General features: G+C 39.4%; 22 protein-coding genes. 8 read left to right on the top strand and 14 right to left on the bottom strand.

What is annotated here, in order from left to right; all coding sequences use genetic code 11:
- Window positions 1–59 precede the first annotated feature (59 nt).
- Window positions 60–1,343 carry a histidine--tRNA ligase gene (gene hisS / locus HMPREF9186_RS06760; protein ID WP_009732010.1) on the bottom strand — a complete coding sequence of 428 codons (1,284 nt, stop codon included), beginning with the start codon at window positions 1,341–1,343 and terminating at the stop codon, window positions 60–62.
- A 172-nt stretch (window positions 1,344–1,515) separates the two neighbouring features.
- On the opposite strand from hisS, the gene HMPREF9186_RS06755 reads away from it, so the two are divergent.
- On the top strand, window positions 1,516–1,857 hold the full coding sequence (locus HMPREF9186_RS06755; protein WP_009732009.1) for a metal-sulfur cluster assembly factor: 342 nt from the start codon (window positions 1,516–1,518) through the stop codon (window positions 1,855–1,857).
- 194 nt (window positions 1,858–2,051) lie between these two features.
- Here the strand turns inward: HMPREF9186_RS06755 and HMPREF9186_RS06750 are convergent, their stop codons facing one another.
- The 3 genes from HMPREF9186_RS06750 to ilvD all read right to left on the bottom strand — a co-directional run bounded on the left by HMPREF9186_RS06750 (window position 2,052) and on the right by ilvD (window position 5,467).
- Complete coding sequence (locus tag HMPREF9186_RS06750) at window positions 2,052–2,543, bottom strand: HEPN domain-containing protein (protein ID WP_009732008.1); 492 nt, start codon at window positions 2,541–2,543, stop codon at window positions 2,052–2,054.
- Complete coding sequence (locus tag HMPREF9186_RS06745; protein ID WP_009732007.1) at window positions 2,536–3,663, bottom strand: GmrSD restriction endonuclease domain-containing protein; 1,128 nt, start codon at window positions 3,661–3,663, stop codon at window positions 2,536–2,538. The genes HMPREF9186_RS06750 and HMPREF9186_RS06745 overlap by 8 nt, the downstream gene beginning before the upstream one ends.
- 100 nt (window positions 3,664–3,763) lie before the next feature.
- Complete coding sequence (gene ilvD, locus HMPREF9186_RS06740; protein ID WP_009732006.1) at window positions 3,764–5,467, bottom strand: dihydroxy-acid dehydratase; 1,704 nt, start codon at window positions 5,465–5,467, stop codon at window positions 3,764–3,766.
- A gap of 188 nt (window positions 5,468–5,655) precedes the next feature.
- Between ilvD and HMPREF9186_RS06735 the strand changes: the two genes are divergently transcribed.
- The 4 genes from HMPREF9186_RS06735 (at window position 5,656) to rpmG (ending at window position 7,380) form a co-directional block, all read left to right on the top strand.
- Window positions 5,656–6,678: an SPFH domain-containing protein gene (locus tag HMPREF9186_RS06735; protein WP_006595243.1), complete on the top strand. Its 1,023-nt coding sequence runs from the start codon at window positions 5,656–5,658 to the stop codon at window positions 6,676–6,678.
- 2 nt (window positions 6,679–6,680) lie between these two features.
- Window positions 6,681–6,881, top strand: a complete 201-nt coding sequence (locus HMPREF9186_RS06730; protein WP_003011522.1) for a PTS ascorbate transporter subunit IIC — start codon at window positions 6,681–6,683, stop codon at window positions 6,879–6,881.
- Window positions 6,882–7,032: 151 nt separating this feature from the next.
- Window positions 7,033–7,215, top strand: coding sequence for a 50S ribosomal protein L32 (gene rpmF, locus HMPREF9186_RS06725; RefSeq protein ID WP_003009516.1), 183 nt, complete (start codon window positions 7,033–7,035; stop codon window positions 7,213–7,215).
- Between the two features lie 15 nt (window positions 7,216–7,230).
- Window positions 7,231–7,380: a 50S ribosomal protein L33 gene (gene rpmG, locus HMPREF9186_RS06720; protein WP_001265622.1), complete on the top strand. Its 150-nt coding sequence runs from the start codon at window positions 7,231–7,233 to the stop codon at window positions 7,378–7,380.
- Between the two features lie 479 nt (window positions 7,381–7,859).
- On the opposite strand, the gene HMPREF9186_RS06715 is transcribed toward rpmG, so the two are convergent.
- The 4 genes from HMPREF9186_RS06715 to HMPREF9186_RS06700 are packed head-to-tail and all read right to left on the bottom strand — an operon-like array spanning window position 7,860 to window position 10,620.
- Window positions 7,860–8,645 (bottom strand): ABC transporter permease, encoded by a 786-nt coding sequence (locus HMPREF9186_RS06715; protein WP_003013947.1) that lies wholly within the window; start codon window positions 8,643–8,645, stop codon window positions 7,860–7,862.
- A gap of 1 nt (window position 8,646) precedes the next feature.
- Entirely contained in the window at window positions 8,647–9,441 is a 795-nt protein-coding gene (locus HMPREF9186_RS06710; protein ID WP_003013825.1) for an ABC transporter permease, read from the bottom strand.
- Window positions 9,438–10,424 (bottom strand): ABC transporter ATP-binding protein, encoded by a 987-nt coding sequence (locus HMPREF9186_RS06705; protein WP_003010129.1) that lies wholly within the window; start codon window positions 10,422–10,424, stop codon window positions 9,438–9,440. Before HMPREF9186_RS06705 ends, HMPREF9186_RS06710 begins: the two co-directional genes overlap by 4 nt.
- The gene (locus tag HMPREF9186_RS06700) at window positions 10,417–10,620 is read right to left on the bottom strand and encodes a hypothetical protein (RefSeq protein ID WP_003010127.1); all 204 of its coding nucleotides are present in this window, start codon (window positions 10,618–10,620) and stop codon (window positions 10,417–10,419) included. Before HMPREF9186_RS06700 ends, HMPREF9186_RS06705 begins: the two co-directional genes overlap by 8 nt.
- Window positions 10,621–11,572: 952 nt before the next feature.
- Here HMPREF9186_RS06700 and HMPREF9186_RS06695 point away from each other — a divergent pair.
- Complete coding sequence (locus HMPREF9186_RS06695; RefSeq protein ID WP_009732005.1) at window positions 11,573–12,169, top strand: hypothetical protein; 597 nt, start codon at window positions 11,573–11,575, stop codon at window positions 12,167–12,169.
- A gap of 2 nt (window positions 12,170–12,171) precedes the next feature.
- The gene (locus HMPREF9186_RS06690; protein ID WP_009732004.1) at window positions 12,172–12,396 is read left to right on the top strand and encodes a helix-turn-helix transcriptional regulator; all 225 of its coding nucleotides are present in this window, start codon (window positions 12,172–12,174) and stop codon (window positions 12,394–12,396) included.
- Between the two features lie 314 nt (window positions 12,397–12,710).
- On the opposite strand, the gene HMPREF9186_RS06685 is transcribed toward HMPREF9186_RS06690, so the two are convergent.
- Both HMPREF9186_RS06685 and HMPREF9186_RS06680 read right to left on the bottom strand, forming a co-directional pair.
- The gene (locus tag HMPREF9186_RS06685) at window positions 12,711–13,346 is read right to left on the bottom strand and encodes an SdpI family protein (protein WP_009732003.1); all 636 of its coding nucleotides are present in this window, start codon (window positions 13,344–13,346) and stop codon (window positions 12,711–12,713) included.
- Window positions 13,333–13,614, bottom strand: a complete 282-nt coding sequence (locus tag HMPREF9186_RS06680; RefSeq protein WP_009732002.1) for an autorepressor SdpR family transcription factor — start codon at window positions 13,612–13,614, stop codon at window positions 13,333–13,335. The genes HMPREF9186_RS06685 and HMPREF9186_RS06680 overlap by 14 nt, the downstream gene beginning before the upstream one ends.
- A gap of 1,015 nt (window positions 13,615–14,629) precedes the next feature.
- Between HMPREF9186_RS06680 and HMPREF9186_RS06675 the strand changes: the two genes are divergently transcribed.
- On the top strand, window positions 14,630–15,799 hold the full coding sequence (locus HMPREF9186_RS06675) for a CynX/NimT family MFS transporter (protein ID WP_009732001.1): 1,170 nt from the start codon (window positions 14,630–14,632) through the stop codon (window positions 15,797–15,799).
- 90 nt (window positions 15,800–15,889) lie between these two features.
- On the opposite strand, the gene HMPREF9186_RS06670 is transcribed toward HMPREF9186_RS06675, so the two are convergent.
- From HMPREF9186_RS06670 to HMPREF9186_RS06655, 4 genes are all read right to left on the bottom strand, one after another.
- A complete protein-coding gene (locus HMPREF9186_RS06670) occupies window positions 15,890–17,041 on the bottom strand; it encodes a LysM peptidoglycan-binding domain-containing protein (protein WP_009732000.1) in 1,152 nt (383 codons plus the stop codon).
- A 373-nt stretch (window positions 17,042–17,414) separates the two neighbouring features.
- Window positions 17,415–18,038: a V-type ATP synthase subunit D gene (locus tag HMPREF9186_RS06665; RefSeq protein WP_009731999.1), complete on the bottom strand. Its 624-nt coding sequence runs from the start codon at window positions 18,036–18,038 to the stop codon at window positions 17,415–17,417.
- A 3-nt stretch (window positions 18,039–18,041) separates the two neighbouring features.
- On the bottom strand, window positions 18,042–19,427 hold the full coding sequence (locus tag HMPREF9186_RS06660) for a V-type ATP synthase subunit B (RefSeq protein ID WP_003002370.1): 1,386 nt from the start codon (window positions 19,425–19,427) through the stop codon (window positions 18,042–18,044).
- On the bottom strand, window positions 19,414–21,204 hold the full coding sequence (locus tag HMPREF9186_RS06655; RefSeq protein ID WP_009731998.1) for a V-type ATP synthase subunit A: 1,791 nt from the start codon (window positions 21,202–21,204) through the stop codon (window positions 19,414–19,416). Before HMPREF9186_RS06655 ends, HMPREF9186_RS06660 begins: the two co-directional genes overlap by 14 nt.
- Window positions 21,205–21,212 lie beyond the last annotated feature (8 nt).

Here is a 21,212-nt window from a genome sequence, read left to right as displayed (position 1 = left end):
CAGAAAATCCGGATCTTTTCTAAACACACAGAAAGAGCAAGCTCTGGGCTTGCTCTTTTTTATGCTAATCCTAATTCAACTAAAACGGCTTGGAAGTCCTGCTTCAAGCTTTCAAGAGCAACTGTTACTTCTTGACGGGTTTGATTGTTTTTCACGGTTACTTGACCGCTCTCAACCTCACTACCTCCTAAGGTAATTAAGGCCTTGGCCGCAAAGACATCGGCTGACTTAAATTGTGCCTTGAGCTTACGTCCAAGATAGTCACGCTCTACTTTGAAACCTTGGATTCGAAGAGCTTGAACCAAGCTAAGGGCTGCTTCATTGACCTCATCTCCTAGGACGGCGATATAGGCATCTAGACCTGTTTCGATCGGTAATTCGATGCCTTTCTTTTCAAGGACGAGAAGAATCCGTTCCAGACCAATCCCAAATCCAAAACCAGCTGTCGCAGGGCCACCGAAGTATTCGACCAAAGCATCATAGCGACCACCCGCACAGACAGTTAATTCATTGCCTTCAATTTCTGTAATAAACTCAAAAATTGTGTGGTTGTAGTAATCTAAGCCACGCACCATGTTGGTATCAATGACATAGGCCACCCCCAAGTCTTCCAACATTCGACGAACCGCATTAAAATGTGCTTGGCTTTCTTCATCTAGATAGTCTAAGATGGAAGGAGCTTGTTCAACAGCCACCTTGTCTTCTTTTTCTTTTGAATCCAAGACACGAAGAGGATTTTCTTCTAAACGGCGTTGACTATCCTTAGACAATTGATCCTTCATTGGCAAGAGGTAGTCGATCAAGGCTTGACGATATGCCTGACGACTGGCTGGACTTCCCAAAGTGTTCAAGTGCAAGGTTACATTGTCAATTCCCAATTCTTTAAGGAATTGTGCCGCCATCGCGATCGTTTCAACATCCGTTGCAGGATTGCTCGATCCAAAGCATTCTATCCCAATTTGGTGGAATTGACGTAAGCGCCCTGCTTGAGGACGTTCATAGCGGAACATTGGACCGATGTAATAAAATTTACTAGGCTTTTGTACCTCAGGCGCAAAGAGTTTATTTTCTACATACGAACGAACAACAGGGGCTGTTCCTTCTGGACGAAGTGTGATATGACGGTCTCCCTTGTCATAGAAGTCATACATTTCCTTAGTGACAATATCCGTCGTATCTCCTACTGAACGGCTGATGACTTCATAATGTTCGAAGATCGGCGTACGGATCTCTTCATAATTGTATCTCGCAAAGACCTTGCGTGCAAAACCTTCTACGTATTGCCATTTAGCTGAATCGCCAGGAAGAATATCCTGGGTCCCTTTTGGTTTTTGTAATTTCATAGCCTTCATCCTTTGTCTTACTTTTGCCTCTATTTTACCACAAATTCGAAGAGAAATGGAGGCTGGACTGTTTTTCGTTCGGCTCAATCGGTCAAATGACGGATCTATTCTTGCTTTATGATCGGAATTGTGAGAAAATAGTTTTCATCATACAGAGGGAAAGGATAGCGAGATGAGAGAGGATATCAAGATTAACGACCGTGCCCTAGCACTAGAGAAACAATTGATTGAGAAGTTAGAGCTTGTATTTGATACAGATGTTGAGTTGGACGTCTACAACCTCGGTTTGATTTATGAGTTGGATCTGGATGAAGAGGGAACCTGCAAGGTAGTCATGACCTTTACGGATACTGCTTGTAGCTGCGCTGAGAGTCTTCCGATCGAAATCGTCGCTCGCCTAAAAGAAATTGATGGGATTGAGGATGTCAAGGTCGAAGTGACCTGGTCACCCGCTTGGAAAATTACACGGATCAGTCGTTATGGGCGCATCGCACTAGGACTTCCACCACGTTAAAAAGAAAGCGAACAATCAAGGAGCAATTGAGGGTGTTAAAATAGATGGTTTACCTGAAAGCCTTTAATAGAAAATACAAAAAGCTACTAAGAAACAGTGTTTACACTTAGTAGCTGCTTATTAATATGTTAAATTACTGATATATACTCTTATTTTCAGAATAGAAAGTTTGATGAAATTGCTAAGATAAGCTATTAGAGTATGTCCGCCGAATCGTTTATAACGACTTCCAATGTTTCCAAAATTTTTTTTCCTGATTTGAAATATGACTCAACAATATTAATCGATGAATTAATCGTCCGTCCATGTGCAATATCGTTTCTTAGAGCAACTAAACTTTTTAAGTTACCTTTGTCTTGAGAATCTTTTAATAAGTTTGAGAACTTTTCTTTTCTTCTACCGTCAAATTGTTCCAGATGTTTCTCTATGTTACCCGGTGATGGATTTGCGGAATTATCAATAATATTTTTTGTTAAAAATACTTTAGTTTCATCGATACAATTTTGGGATAAAAAAGTATTAATCATAGACTTAAATACTAATTCTATACTACCTGATGCTTTAATTACCGCATATGAAACTAAGAATTTTACATTTGAATCTAACTTATTATTATTTATCCAATTTTTTATTCTCTGAATCTCCAAATTACAATCTTCTAAAACTCTTTTTTCATCATCATTCATAACAAATCTCAACTCCATATAAAATTATTGCAGCTCTACTCACTCTATTTTTTATATGCTTGGTGTTTGTAGTTCTATTAGTTGTTGCCTCTTTAAAAGTCTCATCTTCTAGCAACTCAATATATTTGTCTAATGTAGTTGTCAATTTATCAGAATGTTTTTCATTCACGTAAACACTAGCTGAACATACAGCATCAAATACTACCGGATTAACTTTTTTTGCCCAAATTATATCTTGTTCTTTCCGTTTTAATGTTCGGAAAACATTTAATCCGATTGTTGTATGCAAAAAGTTAATTGTATTAATGAATATTTCTTTTTTACGATTATATTCCAATTCAGTCAAATTTCTAAAATCATTCATGTAATCATTCAAAAATTTGCTTAGTATTATTTGATTTTGATGAATTTCATCTCTTGATATAATATCGGAGAATGCAAAGAATCTTAATACAAGCTCTACATCAGCCATCCTACTGTCTTCTTGATTAGAACCAAGAACATTTCTCCATACCTCTTCTCTATTTAATTCAAATAGAAGTTTATTAAAGCTACCATGATAAACACAGTTTCTAATTTCTTGGGGTTTTAAGGTTCTACCCCCTGTATTTATCCTTTCGAAAATTTGATACATACCAGTATCATTTTTAGGAATTTTTTGCTCGAAAATAATTGCGTGAATAGGTGAAGTACGTATTCTACGCTTCTGTTCATCAGTTAACTCTGAAAATGCCTTCCCACGCCAGTTAGAATTTATTTCTTTTGTATTTGCCAATTTAAATACTTTATTGTCTCCAGAGAATATACCATTCATGTAATCATACATTGTCATTATTCTCTGATATCCATCTACAATTAGCCTTTTATCATCTTCTGTTTTGGCTAAAAAAATGCTTGGTACAGGTAATCCTAGTAGGACTGAATCGATAAATCTGCTTGCTTCCTTTTTTGTCCATACATACTTCCTTTGTAGTTCCGGTTTTTCCAAATCTCCATCTTCATACATAGTAACTATCTCTCTATAAGATAAATCCGTTCCAAATGATGTAATGTTAAATAAAGAATCATCCGAATATGATTCTTTTTCACTATTTATAGTATCAATAATGTCTCTTCCCATTTCATTCTCCTAATTTTCTATGAATTTCACACTACTTTTTTAAACAGACCCCAAAAGTTAGACAGAAAAAATCTAGCTTTTGGGGTCTTTTTATCCTTATTTATTGTTTACCAGACTGTTCCATATTCCAGAAGTCGGTCACGGCACCACGAGAAGCAGAGGATACCGTGTGGGCATACTTACCGAGAACCCCACGGCTATACAGTGGTGGCAAGGTTGTTTCAGCCTTCCGTTTGGCCAACTCTTCGTCTGAGACGTGCATGGTGATTTCTTTGGTATCTTGGTCAACTGTTACCAGATCCCCTGTGTGGAGGTAGGCGATTGGACCGCCGACCTGAGCTTCAGGCGCGATGTGTCCAACAACGAGACCATACGTACCACCAGAGAAGCGTCCGTCTGTCAAGAGGGCCACCTTGTCTCCTTGGCCTTTACCAACGATCATGGATGACAAGGACAGCATTTCCGGCATACCAGGACCACCCTTAGGTCCTACGAAACGAACAACAACAACGTCGCCATCCACGATTTCATCCGAAAGAACCGCTTCAATGGCTGCTTCTTCTGAGTCAAAGACCTTAGCAGGACCAGTGATGTTACGAACTTTCACACCTGATACTTTGGCAACCGCCCCTTCTGGAGCCAAGTTCCCTTTCAAGATGATCAATGGACCATCCGCACGTTTTGGATTTTCAAGTGGCATGATGACTTTTTGACCTGGTGTCAAATCAGCAAAGGCTTCCAAGTTCTCAGATACTGTTTTACCAGTACATGTGATGCGATCCCCATGAAGGAAACCATTCTTAAGAAGGTATTTCATGACGGCTGGCACACCACCGACATTGTAAAGGTCTTGGAAGACGTATTGACCAGAAGGTTTCAAGTCAGCCAAGTGAGGCACACGCTCTTGGAAATCATTGAAGTCTTCAAGTGTCAAATCCACATTGGCCGCATGAGCGATCGCAAGCAAGTGAAGGGTCGCATTTGTTGAACCACCAAGGGCCATTGTGACTGTAATCGCATCTTCAAAGGCTTCACGGGTCAAGATGTCAGATGGCTTCAGTCCCATTTCAAGCATTTTGACAACTGCACGGCCTGCTTCTTCGATATCGGCTTTTTTATCAGCTGATTCAGCAGGGTGAGAAGAGGAACCTGGCAAGCTCAACCCAAGGACTTCGATCGCTGTCGCCATGGTGTTGGCCGTATACATACCACCACAGCCACCAGGGCCAGGGCAGGCATTACATTCCAGTTGCTTCACTTCTTCAGCAGTCATGTCACCATGGTTCCATTTCCCGATCCCTTCGAAAACAGAAACCAAGTCGATATCCTTGCCGTTCAGATTACCAGGGGCAATGGTCCCACCATAAGCAAAGATCGCTGGGATATCCATATTGGCAATGGCGATCATCGAACCAGGCATGTTCTTATCACAGCCCCCGATCGCTACAAAGGCATCCACGTTGTGACCGCCCATAGCCGCTTCGATAGAGTCTGCTATGATATCACGAGAAGTCAAGGAGAAGCGCATCCCAGGCGTTCCCATAGCAATCCCATCCGCAACCGTAATGGTTCCGAATTGAACCGGCCAAGCTCCCGCATCTTTGACACCTTCTTTGGCCAATTTTCCAAAATCATGAAGGTGCATGTTACAAGGCGTGTTTTCAGCCCAGGTAGAGATTACCCCTACGATTGGTTTTTCAAAGTTTTCATCTGTCATCCCAGTTGCTCGAAGCATGGCCCGGTTAGGGGATTTGACCATGCTGTCGTAGACGCTACTGCGATGGCGTGTATCTAATTCTGTCATCTGATTCCCTCTCATCGTATTTTTTATTATTATAGCACAATTTACGGCCCAACGACAGAAGAAAATTCTTGAATTTTCAGACAATTCAGCTTGCTCGGTTTCTTGCTAAAATAATTTACAGTTATATCTTGACTTTTGTAAGCAAAGTGATATCATTTAGATATCACAAAGAAAGAAGGGTTCGTCCCATGGAAGAAAAAATTTTAACCCAAAAGAAAAACGGCTTAGCTGCCCTTATAGGCTTGCTAGTTGGGGATCTTGTCTTAGTTTTAGCCTTTATTAGTGCGATTGCTAGTCTACCAGAAGGTTTTCCACTTGCGATTGCAGTTATTACCTGTATTTTTCTCTTTATTGCTAGTCTGGTGTGCTATGCGGGGATCAAAATTATTAAACCGCAAGAAGCCTTGGTTTTGACCTTGTTTGGGAATTATATTGGAACCATTCGAGAAGCGGGTATTTACTTTGTCAATCCCTTCTGTGTCGCTGTCAATCCTGCCAATAACACCCGCTTGGGCCAAAGTGGTGATGTCACCACCAAGTCCCCCATGTCTGTCAGTAAAACAGCAGAAGGCAACAATATTTCCATCGAGACAGGTAAAAAGAATATTTCCTTAAAAGTGATGACCTTGAACAACTCTCGCCAGAAGATCAATGACTGCTTAGGGAATCCTGTAGAAATTGGTATTGCAGTTACTTGGCGCGTAGTGGATACGGCTAAAGCAGTCTTCAATGTGGATAACTACAAAGAATATCTCTCATTGCAGTGTGATAGTGCCCTTCGTAATATTGTCCGCATCTATCCTTATGATGTAGCTCCTAATGTCGATACGACAGGGGACGGCCAGGCTGATGAGGGTAGCCTCCGAGGCTCTAGTGAAATCGTGGCCAGTCGCATTCGAGAAGAGATTCAAGCACGTGTTAAAGATGCTGGGCTCGAAATTCTAGAGGCTCGCATTACTTACTTGGCCTATGCTCCAGAAATCGCAGCTGTGATGCTTCAACGCCAACAAGCGTCTGCCATTATCGATGCGCGGAAGATGATTGTCGATGGAGCAGTTGGGATGGTTGAAATGGCCCTTGAACGCTTGAGCGAAGGAGAGATTGTAGAGCTAGACGAAGAACGGAAGGCTGCCATGGTATCGAACCTTCTAGTCGTTCTATGTGGCAATCATGATGCACAACCAATTGTCAACACAGGAAGTCTCTATTAAAAATGGCTGATCAAAAGAAAAAGCAAATTCCACTTAGACTGTCAGCCAAGTTATATGCTGCTATCGCATCATGGGCAGAAGATGACTTTCGATCGGTCAATGGTCAGATCGAGTACCTGCTGACAGAATGTGTCAAGCAACGAAAAAAGGATGGCAAATACGTTTCGGAAACGATTGATGAGCCATTTGAAATAGATCTTTAAGGAGAACTCCTGTCCCATTTGATGAGGCAGGAGATTTTTTTTAATAATTTTTTGTCAAGTAACTTTACTTTACAAAAAAGTTTTGTTATACTGTTAAAGTTGATGAAAATCAAACCTAATTGAATTTATATCTTAAAAGGAGAAAAACGAAATGGCAGTACCTGCACGTCGCACATCAAAAGCGAAGAAAAACAAACGTCGTACGCACTACAAAGTAACAGCTCCATCTGTAAACTTTGACGAAGCAACTGGAGATTACTCACGTTCACACCGTGTATCACTTAAAGGATACTACAAAGGACGTAAGATCGCTAAAGCTGCATCAGCTGAATAATAGAAGGGAGATACCATGCGCGTAAATATTACACTTGAACACAAAGAATCTGGTGAACGCTTGTACCTTACTTCTAAAAACAAACGTAACACTCCAGACCGTCTTCAATTGAAGAAATACTCACCAAAACTCCGCAAACACGTAGTGTTTACAGAGGTGAAATAGGGGTTCACTACACGTCAATAGATGTTAGAAACCTTGATTTTAAGCGATTCTTGAAATTCTAAATTTCACTACATTGCAATATAAATCAACCGAATCACTACCTTTTTCACTACCTTTTTTGAAATAAGAATAATGATTCGGATATATAAAAGAAGAGGAACTTTATTGTGAAGCTCCTCTTTTTGTTATGTGTTCTTTTTCTCACAGATCGTATGACCTGGTTTGACACAGTTGGATTTCAGGTACTTTCAGTTTAGCTTTATATCAACCATCATCAAAATCCAACTATTTTCTTATTTTAAAAAATATGAATAAGTTTGATTGAATGAGGGAATTTCTTTAAATTTTTTCTTAGCACCTATAAGTTAATAATACTATTCTTTAAATTATAGTTTATAATTATCTGATGTTTCAATGACCACAAAACAAAGTACAGCGAATCACTTCCTTTAGTCAAACATATAACTGAACAACATTGTTTATCTTCCTGCACTTTCATATTTTTTCAATCCTTTTCTAAAAATTGTACGACTGATAATAATCAAAAAAACTGTAAAAACTATTTGATAGAAAAATAGGTTCAATGTATCTTTCCCTAAAAATATTAATACTGCAGGATTGGCAATTAATAAATTGGGAACAAATAACATAGTGATCAATCTGTTAATACCTGTAAAAATATTATATGGATACTTAGAAATTCCAATATAATTCAAAAATACATCTACTTTTGAAAATTTAGTTGGGAACCAAAATGAACTAATCGTTATTAGAAACCAAATTGAATAATATATAATACAACCACACATTAAAGAAAGGATATAAAATAATATTTTTAATGAATTTAAATGTACATTTAAATTTCCATAACTTATAAAAATGATCGCAAGTCCAAAAAAAGTATTCACGAATTGAACTAAATTAAATGATCTAAAAATATAGAACAACTGAGTATCAAACGGCCTCAATAAAATTTGATCCAAGTTACCACTCAAAATATCTGATTCTAAAATTCCCATACTTCTAATTAACAATCCCATCATAACTCCATCTACAATAGTGTAGGAACCTACCAAAAATAAAATTTGATAATAGTCCCAACCATTAAAAGAGTCTATGTTTAAGAAAATCAATCTAAAAAATACAATAGGTAAACCAATCCACAGTATCGACGAAAATAGACCACAAAAGAAGTCAAAATGAAAATTCATATCAGATTTAAAACCAAAATGAAGTAGCCTAAAAATTACTTTTATTCTAAACATTTTATCCTCCCACATTTGAGAAGTGCTCCACTCCTTTTCTCAATATGAATCTTGATATAATATAAAAAATGATGCACCAAATCAATTGAATACAAATAATTCTCAAATAGTCTATTAATTTATATGTATCATTACTAAACATCTGAAGCGGTTCATATACTAAGTATTTAAAAGGTAATACATCTAAAAACAGACGAAAATTATTTGAAAAAAAACTTAAAGGCAATAATATTCCTGATAAAAACTGAATTACTATTTCTTTAACAGTAAGGACAAAAAATATATTTTCTAACCAAAAAGAAAGCATACCTACACAACATGATATTAAAAACCATAGAACCATAGATAGAATAATTGCAATACTTCCTAAAATAAGAATTTCAATGGTTAATAACTCATTCTTGTAATAAACACTGGAGAATAAAATGACAGGAATGATGATAAATAATAAATGAGCAAGCCTATCTCCAAGCATTTTACAAAAATAATACTTATAAAAAGTAACAGGTTTTATTAATATGCTAAAAAAATTTCCTGAATGAACATCGTCATTGATTTCCCAATCAACTGGATAAAAAACAAAATATGAAAAAATTATAGTCCCCAAATAGTATTGAACCATTGAGGTAAAATCATATCCTGCTATATTTATCTGGTTACTCTGATATATATACGTCCATAAAAATACTGATATCATAATTTGTATACTTGCCTGTAACATTAACAATAGTACACTTGATTTATAGTTCAAAATAGATCGAAATGATATCAGAATAATAGACATTTCTTTTTTCAATTGTGCTCCTTTTTTGTAAAATAGTTTTGTAAAATAATTTCTTCTAAAGAAAGATTTGATATTTCAAAATCTTCTATATCTACAAGCTTATTGATTGATTCTAATGTCTCAAAGACAAAATCTCTAGGTATTTTTAGTATACATTCCGATTTTGTTTGAGAAATGACTACTACTCCTTTAACAGAGCATAACTCTGGTACCAAATCTAATGTCATTTTTATCTTTAAATATTTAAAATCAGAAAATTTAGATAAAATAACATCCATTGACTCCTGCAAAATAATTTTTCCTTTGTCAATGACGATTAATTCGTCACAAACAGACGAAATATCATCCATATCATGACTCGTTAAAATAATAGTAGTATGACATTCTTCATTCATTTTCTTTAAAAATGTTCTGATATCTTTTTTAGACTGTATATCTAACCCTATAGTAGGCTCGTCTAAAAATAATATTTCCGGACTTGTTAAAGATGCCGCGATAAACTCCATTTTCATTTTTTGTCCAAGAGAGAGGGTCCGGACCTGCTGGTAAAGCTGATCTTTTACATTCAACAAATTGCTTAATTCCTGAATTCGTTCTTGTAAAATCGCCGGTTCTACCTCATATAAAGTACCAATCAATTGAAAATAATCCATAGCCGAAACATCTTGAAATAACTGTAATTTATTTCCTACTACTATTGAAATTTTTTTTCTAAAATTTATACTTCTTTTAAATGGAATTTCTCCATTCACTTCTAATTTTCCGGAACTAGGATAAAGAGTCCCAGTCAACATTTTAATCGTTGTGGATTTACCAGCTCCATTACTCCCAATAAAGCCAACTATACTCCCTCTCTTAATCGTAAAACTAATATCTTGAACAGCTCGAATCGTTATTTGATTACGTTTCAAAAATCTCTTGATAAATGGGAGTCTTGAATCAAAATTATAAAAATTTTTAGATAAATTCTGAGCATTAATAACTATTTCACTCATATATCTCTCCTTTCGATAAAATATATTTACTTGTACTTTTTCCATACTTTACCAAAATGCTAAAGATTGAGCTAAAATCTTCGGGATGGGTAAAATAATATTTGTCTTTAAAAAGTTTCTCAAAACCTTCAAGGCGATTATTGAAATCATTAAATTTTGTATTGTCTAGCTGGTTGAATGTCTCTTTAATATCCATAAACTTTCTCCGTGATTCTTTATTTCACTTTATAAATAGAAGAGTGTCTATATATTTATAGATCCTCAAGAACTTGCATTTTATCAAGTATAAGTAGAATAGTATGTAAGGGTTTACATATTCATATTGTATGATTATTTAAGGAATCCGTCAATTTTCCACATTATTATATGACAAAATGTATTTTTTAAAAATGCAAAAATCTATGAGCAAGATGTTTGACTTCCTTTTTTAAAGTATATATACTTATATTAACCTTAGAAAAGAAAAAATGTTTGAACAGATATTCAATAATAATTACTTTTTTTAAAATTAAAATTCGAACTTTAAATTTTTATCTTTTTTATATTATTGAGTAACCTAAATTGCCCAATTTGTAAAATTTAGCTAGACAAAAAAAGACATCCAAGAGAAATTTCTTAAATGTCTGTAAACGTTGATATAAGCGTGTTGATTAACGTTTTGATAATTGTGATGCTTTACGAGCTTTCTTAAGACCTGGTTTGGAAAGTTTGGGTTTCAGTTGGATTAAAAATAGCGTAATATCAAGGCTTTTCAGAACGGGATATACTGTTTAATTTCATAAAATTTGAATCAGTATTTTTTAAACAGGGGAATAGTTTAGGTCTGTAAGAATTAGCTTATACATTTACAAGGTTCATTCTGATCGACTTTATAACTGTCTAAGAAAAAAGCAGAGATTCATACAGTATCTAGATTTTCCAAAAATTCTTTATCATCAAATATTATTAACGAAACCATCCAAACCAAATCCGATGCATTGCTTCAAAAAATTCTTTAGTTGTTTGACTAGCGAGGTCTTTAATTAAAAAATTTTTTCAAATAATTGCCACATTGACACATAAATTCTTGCTTTCTAAATTTAAGTGTGATATATTTATAACATAAAATTTAAATGTTATATATTTATAACATAAAAAAGGAGTCTATCGTGAAAAAAAGTCAAAAAATGCGTGGCCTCATTGCAATGATTGCCGTAGCTCTCTTTATTGATTTTATTGTTTTATTTGGTTCTAATCTTAGTTGGGGGTCCAAGTTAGTTATTACTGGTATTTCAGTGTCAGGTCAAATTATAGCTATATGGAGCTGGCTACATATGAAACCACGGCCTCATAAGATTCAGAAAGGTGAGGGGAAGACTATTTTTGACTTGTCTGCTAAGCTTTACACGATACTTTTTTTTGCAGCAAGCATTTTTTATACAGTAGGGATTTGGGTTGCGACCCCAAGCGAAAGTTCTGGTATTAAAGAATGGATTTTGGGAATTGGTCTCGTTATTGAAGTGATTGTATTTGGTTTTTTCTGTTTGAAAAATGTCAAGGAAACTCCGGACGAACGCTTTTATGCTAATTTAGCCAAGGCAGCTAGCTTGATGTTTGTTTTTATACTAGGCGCACTGATGATTCTAGCAGTTATCATTGGGTATATAGGGTCTCTCACTCTTCACATGGGCCAGATCTTTATTAGCATATCTGCCTTGATTTTCATCTTTGCGGTTGTCTATCTTATCTTGGAACGGAGAGGATAAGCATGGCCAAAGAAAGCAAGATTATTACTAATCTCAAATCTGTTCGTGAGTCCACAGGCATGACCCAGCAGGAGTTAGCCGACCTCATCGGCATGCGACGCGAGACAATTCTGCACTTAGAAAATAACCGTTACAATCCTTCGCTGGAAATGGCTCTTAAAATTGCTCAAGTTTTTAATCTGAAAATAGAAGACCTCTTTGAACTCAGACAGAAAGAGGAAGCATAATTCTTTTCGAGACCTAGTATTAGGTTCATTGATTAATTAGGAATTGAAGCCAAAGGAAAAATCCTTTTTAGTCGTGATAAAGAAGTTATTTCATTGATACCTAACTTACATTGCTTAAAGAGAAATAAAAATGGAACCCCTAGTCATCCACTCTACTTATCCAAAGACATAAAACCTTCCTCATACAAAGGATAGACCTTCGACTTTCAGAAAAAAATCTTTCCCTGAAAATTTGGAATTTGAAACGATGAATATGCAAAAACAACCAGAAAAGAAACAGTTCACGACTGCTTCTTCTCTGGTTGTTTTTTATACTAACGATTTTTCCGACTTAATTGATAAGAGTACATCATAGGGATAAACACAATGGCGAGGATGACCAGCACCAATACATAAGAAAGCGCGAATTGAAGGCCAGCTTCCAGTAGGAGGATCAAGCCTCCGAGGACCCACAACTTCCCTGCCAAGCGATGGGTTTTGTGCCAGTTATCTTCACTCTGTAAGGTCCAAGGCAGACGGATCCCAACCGTATGGTTCACTTTTAGCTTAGGCATGTAGTTGCCCATGATTACAAAGATGAGCCCTAGCAAAGCCGAAACAAAAACAGATGGATTGGTAGTAGAACCTAGCGCCTTACTATAGATGAGATAGGAGACGATTAAGGAGACTATTGGAATCAACCAGTAGATCACTTTGACCATTTTCTCATTCATCGTGCGGTTCTTAGGATCACGTCCGATCATAAAGATCACAAACAGATGCACCAAGAGAAGGAAAAAAGGAAGACCAAACACAGCTAGTGCTTTCGATTGGAAGTTATTGGCCTGACCGGCAACATTAAAGTGAATCGGGATTTGGTTAGGCAATTGTGACCAAATGATCAAGCCCCAAAGTATGGGGAAGAGTGTTACGGTAGAAGTTACAGTCAATAGAGTTTTATTTGTTTTCATCAGTAGAATCTCCTTTCAAATCAACGAGCCAGACCATCAAATCTTCCAAGACAGAAGTATTGAGTTCATAGTAGATAAAATTCTTCTCTTTTTCCTCTCGAATTAAATCTGCCTGCTTGAGGAGGCTTAAATGATGGGAAATGGTCGCTCCTGCTACATCAAAGTGGCCAGCGATATCGCCCGCGGATAATTTCCCCGCCTTTAGCAACTCTAAGATACTTCTTCTTATCGGATTCGATAAAGCTTTAAATGTTTGCGCAAAATTCATTCTCTATCTCCTCTATTCTATTTAGATATCTTTCTAAATAGATTCTAGTACTTTAAACTAAAATTGTCAACTCTATTTAGAAAAAAATCTAAATAGTTTCTATTGTAAAAAAATTATCCGACCTAAGACCGATTCTTATAAACAGTGTCTTTTCTTAAGTTTTCTTTAAGAAATCAGTCTTATAATAAAACCATCAAATGAAGACCTCCTAACTTTGTTTGATAGAAAATCCTAAACTTTTTCATAATAATCTCCCTATAAGAGCCACCAAAATCGGTGGCTTTTTTCTACGTACCTTAGTGAGTCAAGTCCAATAGGGGCGTAGACGAACTTAGGTACGTTGACGCAGTTCGAACGACAGTGAGAACTACGATCCTTATAATACTTAACGAGGTGAACTCAGAGAGTTCAACCGAATTTAGAGATATTGATGCAGTTTGAGCGAAGCGAAAACTACGTTCCTTATTCTCTTTTTCGAACGTTTATGAGCTTAGGTACGTTGATGCAGTTCGAACGCTAGTAAGAACTACGATCTTTATTATTTTAAATAAAAAACGCATCCTGTTTATGATGCTGGCTAATGTATTTTCTCAGACTTCAGACCGATTCTTTCCATTAGAGACTTTTCTTAAGTTTTCTTTAAGCAAGATGCCTTATAATGAAATCATCAAATGAAGACCTCCTAACTTTGTTTGATAGAAAATCCTAAACTTTTTCATAATAATCTCCCTATAAGAGCCACCAAAACCGGTGGCTTTTTCTATATCTCTTAATGAGGTGAACTCAGAGAGTTCAACCGAATTTAGAGATATTGATGCAGTTCGAACGCCAGTGAGAACTACGATCCTTATTTTTTAGTGAGTCAAGTCCAATAGGGGCGTAGACGAGCTTAGGTACATTGATGCAGTTCGAATGACAGTGAGAACTACGATCCTAACCCTTCATTTGTATAAATACTCCAATTGTTGCTTAATCTATGTTATAATGAAGAGAATTTTTTGTCTGAGGAGGATTTATGAAAAAAACACATTCTATGTTATTCATCCCAGGCATCATTATGCTTGGGATTGTTTTACGAACACCATTTACAACGCTTCCGACAGTCTTGTCTGACATCGCAGCTGGTTTGGGGGTTGATGTGAGCTCTCTGGGACTATTGACTAGCTTGCCACTTCTGACTTTTGCCATTTTCTCACCTTTTGCGATTCAATTTGCTCAAAAATTAGGGATTGAGCGTCTCTTCTTTCTTGTCTTGATCGTAATGACGATTGGATCTGCCATTCGAACGATCAACCTCCCCTTTCTCTATCTGGGAACCATCTTGATTGGAGCAAGTATTGCTTTTCTCAATGTTCTGCTTCCCAGTCTTATCCAAGCAAATCGACCGAAGCAACTCGGTATTTTAACCACTTTATACATCACTTCTATGGGGATGTCTACAGCGATCGCAGCTTCTGTGGCTGTTCCCATCACCCAAGCTACTTCTTGGCAAGGGCTAGTCAACATCTTGACTGTCGTCTGTGCACTGGCTTTACTCATCTGGATCCCCAACCTTCGCTACAACCACCACCTTAAAAAGACGACTACTAGTGAATCTAGTAGTAAATGGTATACCAATAAATACGTTTGGGCTATCATGATTTTTGGTGGACTTCAGTCTCTACTTTTCTATACAAGCATGACCTGGCTTCCAACTATGGCTGTTCAAGCTGGTGTTTCACAGGTTGAATCTGGTCTTCTTGCTACAGTTTTTACTCTCATTAGTCTACCTTTCTCTCTGACTATCCCAAGTTTAACCACACGGTTGTCAGATCGTAATCGACGCTTGATGCTTACGATTGTTGTCGGAGCAGGGATTCTAGGAGTAGCCATGCTCTTAATTCCGACGAGCAACTTTTTCTACTGGCTCCTTCTAAACGTCCTTATCGGAAGTTCCGTTAGCTCGCTTTTCCCTTACCTCATGGTTGCTTTCTCCATGAAATCGAGCACACCTGAAAAAACGGCCCAACTTTCTGGCCTTGCTCAAACAGGAGGCTATGTCTTTGCGGCCTTTGGTCCTATCCTCTTTGGGTATAGTAAATCGATCTTCCACTCATGGACACCAGCGGTCCTCATGTTGCTGGTCTTAACCATCATCATGGCAATTGCCCTTTATCAGGTTGAAAAGGTCGATCACATTTTATAATTTCATTCTGGTTGGAGCATTCGTGTTCCAGCCTTTCTTTTTTAAAAAATACAAAAAAGAACTAGGCACTAGGCCTAGTTCAATGGTTTATTATCCGTTAAATGAGATATGCACGTGGTCGTTGTGGTTTGCTGTGTCATCACCACGGTCTGGCATTTGATTCCAAGTGTTAGCTGGTCCGTAAATATTATTTACTGGCATATAGAATTGTTGTTTCCAGATAATATATGAGATACCTGCACGGTCCATGTTATCAATCGCATATTGCGCAACTTGATCTCCAAGTTCTGAATTTGTAGGAACCATAACGTCTACTGCAAGTCCTTTACCATGATCATCTGGATCTCCTGCACGGTAACCACCGATGTTGGTGATGCCGAATTTCGCTGCAACTTCTTGACGGAAAGCTTCAGCCTGTGGTTGAAGGTTTGGATCAGTTGGAATAGTATTTCCACTTGTTGGAGTTGATGCTAATGGTTGCACTTCAGGTGTGGCTGGAGTTTCTGCTGCTGGTTGTGCTGGGGCTTCTTCTACTGCAGGAGCTGCTGGCGCTTCTGCTGGAGTTTCTGCCACTGGGGCTGCTTGAGGAGCTGCTGGCGCTTCTTGATTTTGAATTTCAACATTCACAGCTGGAGCACCGTAGCTTGGTGTTTCTGGAACAACTGGTTGTGCTGGAGTTTCTGCTGCTGGAACTTCAACAACAGGAGCTTCAGCTGGTTGTGCTGGGGCTTCTTCTACTGCAGGAGCTGCTGGAGTTTCTGCTGCTGGCGCAACTGGTACAGCTTTGTTATCTTCATTCACTGGTTTTGACAGATCGTTTACAGCGACTGTTTGATCAGCAACTGTCACTTGATTCGTTGTCAAGTCAGCACTTGCAACTGTTGTGTCTGTCGAACCTACTTGAGGAGTTTGGATTTCAACTGAAGTTACTTCTTTTTGATCATTTACTGTTGTTTTCAAAACAGTACCTGGGTAGATCAAATCCATGTTACTGATGTTGTTCAAGTTTGCCAACACATGAACATCGATTCCAAGCGCTTCTGCGATAGAGCTCAATGTATCACCGTATTTAACAGTATAGGTTTGTTGGTTTTCACCACTTTGTTGGATATCATGTTTGATTTCATCTACTGAACGAGCTACCCAATCTTCGAGTGTTTCTGCAGTGGCTTTTGTAAATGGAATCACTGCAAGAGCTACTGTTGAAGCGATCAAGGCTTTCGTATTAACTTTTAATTTCATCTTTTATCCTCTTTTTTCTTTGTATTTTGCTCAAGATTATCTTGGGCAAATGAACTACTATACTATCTTATCACAATTTAAAAATAATTAAAGGCCTTTTTTGGCTATTTAACAAAACTGTATTTTTCTTGTAACATTTCGTCTTTCTTGTCACATTGTTACAAACTAGTAACATAAAAATAAGGTGCTGGAAGAAGAGTTCCAGGGTGCAAAAAAAGCCTCATCCAGGAGCGGTTCCTAGATGAGGTTCTTGTATGTATAAAGCAATTGAACACGCCTACAACTCTTTGGAAAAAGATAAATCCAACGACGAAGCTGGTGCTTCGTCGTTGGATTTCCTATTTTCCTTTGAGTTGCTTAACGGCTTTGTATCTTACTTCACCTTCATGATTCTGACGAGGTTGGCGCGTTCGGCTTCTTCGAGTTTCATTTCGATATAGTAGATGGTCTCTTTGAGGTCTGGGATCGTCGCATACTCGAGTCCATTCACTCGACGACGGGTTTTCTCGATTTCGTCTGCCATGAGTTGGCAACTTTTTTCGATTTCCGCTAATTTAAGCAAATCTGGGAGGAGTGCTCCCATTTCTTGAATGGTACTATCCATTTGACTGTTGGATGCTAGGTAGCTATAGACCACATCTCCTTCATCATCTCCGTATGGATTATCGATACGAGCATGAAGCTTGGGCACGCGCACACTCATGACATTTTCTTCTTCGATATGAAGAGAGACTTCACGGGTTGGCACAGCAAAGATTTCTTCCACCATGAGGTCGCTCTCTAAGGACTTGGCCATGACGAAATCTTGCATATTGCCCACAAGTGCTGCCTCCACCTTTTGGCGCAGACGATTATTCTCACGCACAGCTTCTATAAAACGACGCATGAGTTCATCCCGCTTATCCTTGAGCAACTTGTGCCCCCGGGTTGCTGTCTTGAGGCGCTCTTTGAGAATATTAAGCTCCATCCGAGTTGGTTTTACATTTAATCGTGCCATAGGCTAGTCCTCTTTGTTTGGCAGATACTTGTCAATCATCTCATCCTTTATCCGTTTAAGCTCTGTTCGTGGAAGGATGGATAAGAGTTCCCAACCGAGATCCAAACTTTCCTCAATCGTCCGATTGGTAGTGAAACCTTGATTGATGTATTCTTGCTCAAAGCGATCGGTAAATTTGACATAGAGCTTGTCGGTATCGGACAAGGCAGACTCCCCCAGTACTACAGCCAGTTCTTTGGCTTGTTTTCCTTGGGCGTAGGCCGCAAAGAGCTGGTTCATGGTCGCCGCATGGTCTTCCCGAGTTTTGCCTTCACCAGAACCCTTGTCCTTCAAACGAGAAAGGGATGGAAGAACATTAATCGGTGGGCGGTAACCACTATTGTAGAGATCGCGGGACAGAATAATCTGACCTTCGGTGATGTAGCCTGTCAAGTCAGGGATGGGGTGGGTGATGTCATCTTCTGGCATGGATAGGATCGGAATTTGGGTCACAGATCCTTTCTTTCCAACCAAGCGTCCTGCACGTTCGTAGAGGGTTGAGAGGTTGGTATAAAGGTAGCCTGGATAGCCCCGACGTCCTGGAACTTCCCGGCGGGCAGCAGATACTTCCCGAAGGGCTTCACAGTAGTTGGTCATGTCGGTCATAATAACCAAGACGTGCATATCTTTTTCATAAGCCAAATATTCGGCAGCGGTCAAGGCGATCCGAGGGGTCGCAATCCGCTCGATAGCTGGGTCATTGGCTAGGTTGATGAAGAGAACAGAGCGGTCAATCGCACCTGTCTCCCGCAGGTCGTTCATAAAGAACTCGGCTTCTTCAAAGGTAATTCCCATGGCCGCAAAGACCACGGCGAAGTTTTCCTCCGAATTAAGCACCGTCGCTTGACGAGCAATCTGAGCCGCCAACTCCTTGTGAGGAAGACCAGAACCTGAGAAGACTGGGAGTTTTTGACCCCGAACCAAGGTATTCAAATGGTCAATAGCTGAGATCCCTGTCTGGATAAATTCATCCGGATAGTCCCGTGAAACAGGGTTGATGGCTTGACCATCAATGTCCAAGTACTTCTCTGGGATAATCTCTGGACCGCCATCGATGGGTTTGCCCATCCCGTTAAAGATGCGTCCCACCATGTCTTCAGATACAGGAAGTTCTAGGGGACGTCCGGTAAAACGAACCTTGGCTTTTTCCAAGTTGATCCCGCTAGATCCTTCAAAGAGCTGGACCATGGCCTTGTCTTCTTGGACTTCGAGGACTTGTCCCTGACGGGTTGTTCCGTCATGGAGCTTGATTTCTACGAGTTCATTGTAGTGAACCCCCTCGACCTGATCGACAATCATCAAGGGGCCAACAACTTCGCTGACAGTACGGTATTCTTTAATCACGCTCATTGTCTACTCCTCCTTGGGCTACGATTTGGTGTAGGGTTTCTACGATTTCTTCTTTCAAGGCTTTAATGGTTTCCAACTGGTCCTCATGGATGAACTTACTCCGGGCAATACGGTCTCGAAGAGTTACGGTTCCTTCCATGATTTCTGTGAAGTAAGCCCCCAATTCTAGTGCTTTTTGACTTTCTTGGTCAAAGGTTAAAATGTTGGTCAACAAGGCTACCTGCTTGCTGAAAGAGGTATAGGTATCGACCTCATCAAAGGCATTTTGTTGCAGGTAGTCTTCGCGGATCATCTTGGCCGCATTCATGGTTAAGCGGTCTTTTTCAGACAAGGAATCCAGACCAACCAAACGCACAATTTCTTGCAGTTCACTTTCCTTTTGAAGCAAGTTCATGGCACGGGTCACTTTTTCAGACCAGCTGATTTGTTCATGTAGATCGATATAGCGACCAACTTCATCTTGGTAAAGGGAATAAGAACTCAACCAGTTGATGGCTGGGAAATGGCGGCGTTGGGCCAATTGAGCATCCAGTCCCCAGAAAACCTTAACGATCCGCAAGGTATTTTGCGTTACCGGCTCTGAAATATCTCCACCTGGAGGGGAAACGGCACCGATCGCTGTAATAGAGCCTTCACGCGCAGTGGTTCCAAGTGTCTTGACTCGACCGGCCCGTTCGTAGTACTCAGCAATCCGGCTACCAAGGTAGGCCGGGTAGCCTTCATCCCCTGGCATTTCTTCTAGACGACCAGACATTTCACGAAGAGCTTCTGCCCAGCGCGATGTCGAATCGGCCATGATGGCAACGGAATAGCCCATATCACGGAAATATTCCGCAATGGTGATCCCTGTATAGATGGACGCTTCCCGCGCCGCTACTGGCATGTTCGAAGTGTTGGCGATCAGAACGGTCCGTTGCATAATGGATTGACCAGTCGTTGGATCAATCAATTCAGGAAATTCATTCAGAACGTCCGTCATTTCATTCCCACGTTCCCCACAACCAACGTAAATCACGATATCCACATTGGCAAACTTAGCCACCTGGTGTTGCACAACTGTTTTCCCAGCTCCGAAAGGACCGGGTACAGCTGCAGCTCCACCTTTTGTTACAGGGAAGAAGGTATCAATGACCCGTTGACCTGTGACCAAAGGCTCTACCGGAATCAGTTTTTGTGCAAAGGGACGGCCTCGACGAACCGGCCATTTTTGCATCAAGGTTCCGGTAAAGAGGCTACCATCTGCCTGCTCGATCTCATAGACCGGCTCTTCCACTGTGTAAGAACCTGCTGCGATCTTGGTCACACGTCCACTCACACCAAACGGTACCATGATGCGGTGTTCCACCATATTGGTTTCCTGGACCGTACCGACGATGTCTCCTGCGACTACCTCAGTTCCTTCTGCTACGCTTGGTTCGAAGGTCCATTTGGTGTCACGATCTAGATTAGGAACTTGCACCCCACGAACCAAAAAATCGCTGGCGGTGACTTCTTGGAAACGTTCCAAGGGGCGTTGGATCCCGTCAAACATCTGAGAGATCAAGCCTGGTCCCAACTCGACAGAAAGGGGAGCTCCAGTTGTTACCACTGGTTCTCCTGGACCGACTCCAGATGTTTCTTCGTATACTTGGATAGAGGCTTCATCCCGCCGCATCTCAATAATTTCGCCAATCAAACCAAGATCGCCGACCCGGCAAATGTCTTGGATATTGGCCTCCTGCATCCCTGATGCAACCACCAAGGGACCGGAAACTTTGATAATTTTTCCTTGAGTCATGTATTCCT

Origin of the sequence: Streptococcus sp. F0442 (assembly GCF_000314795.2) — a bacterium.
GTDB lineage: Bacteria > Bacillota > Bacilli > Lactobacillales > Streptococcaceae > Streptococcus.
Note: the sequence above shows the minus strand (reverse complement) of the source record. Positions and strands in the feature narration are given on the sequence as shown.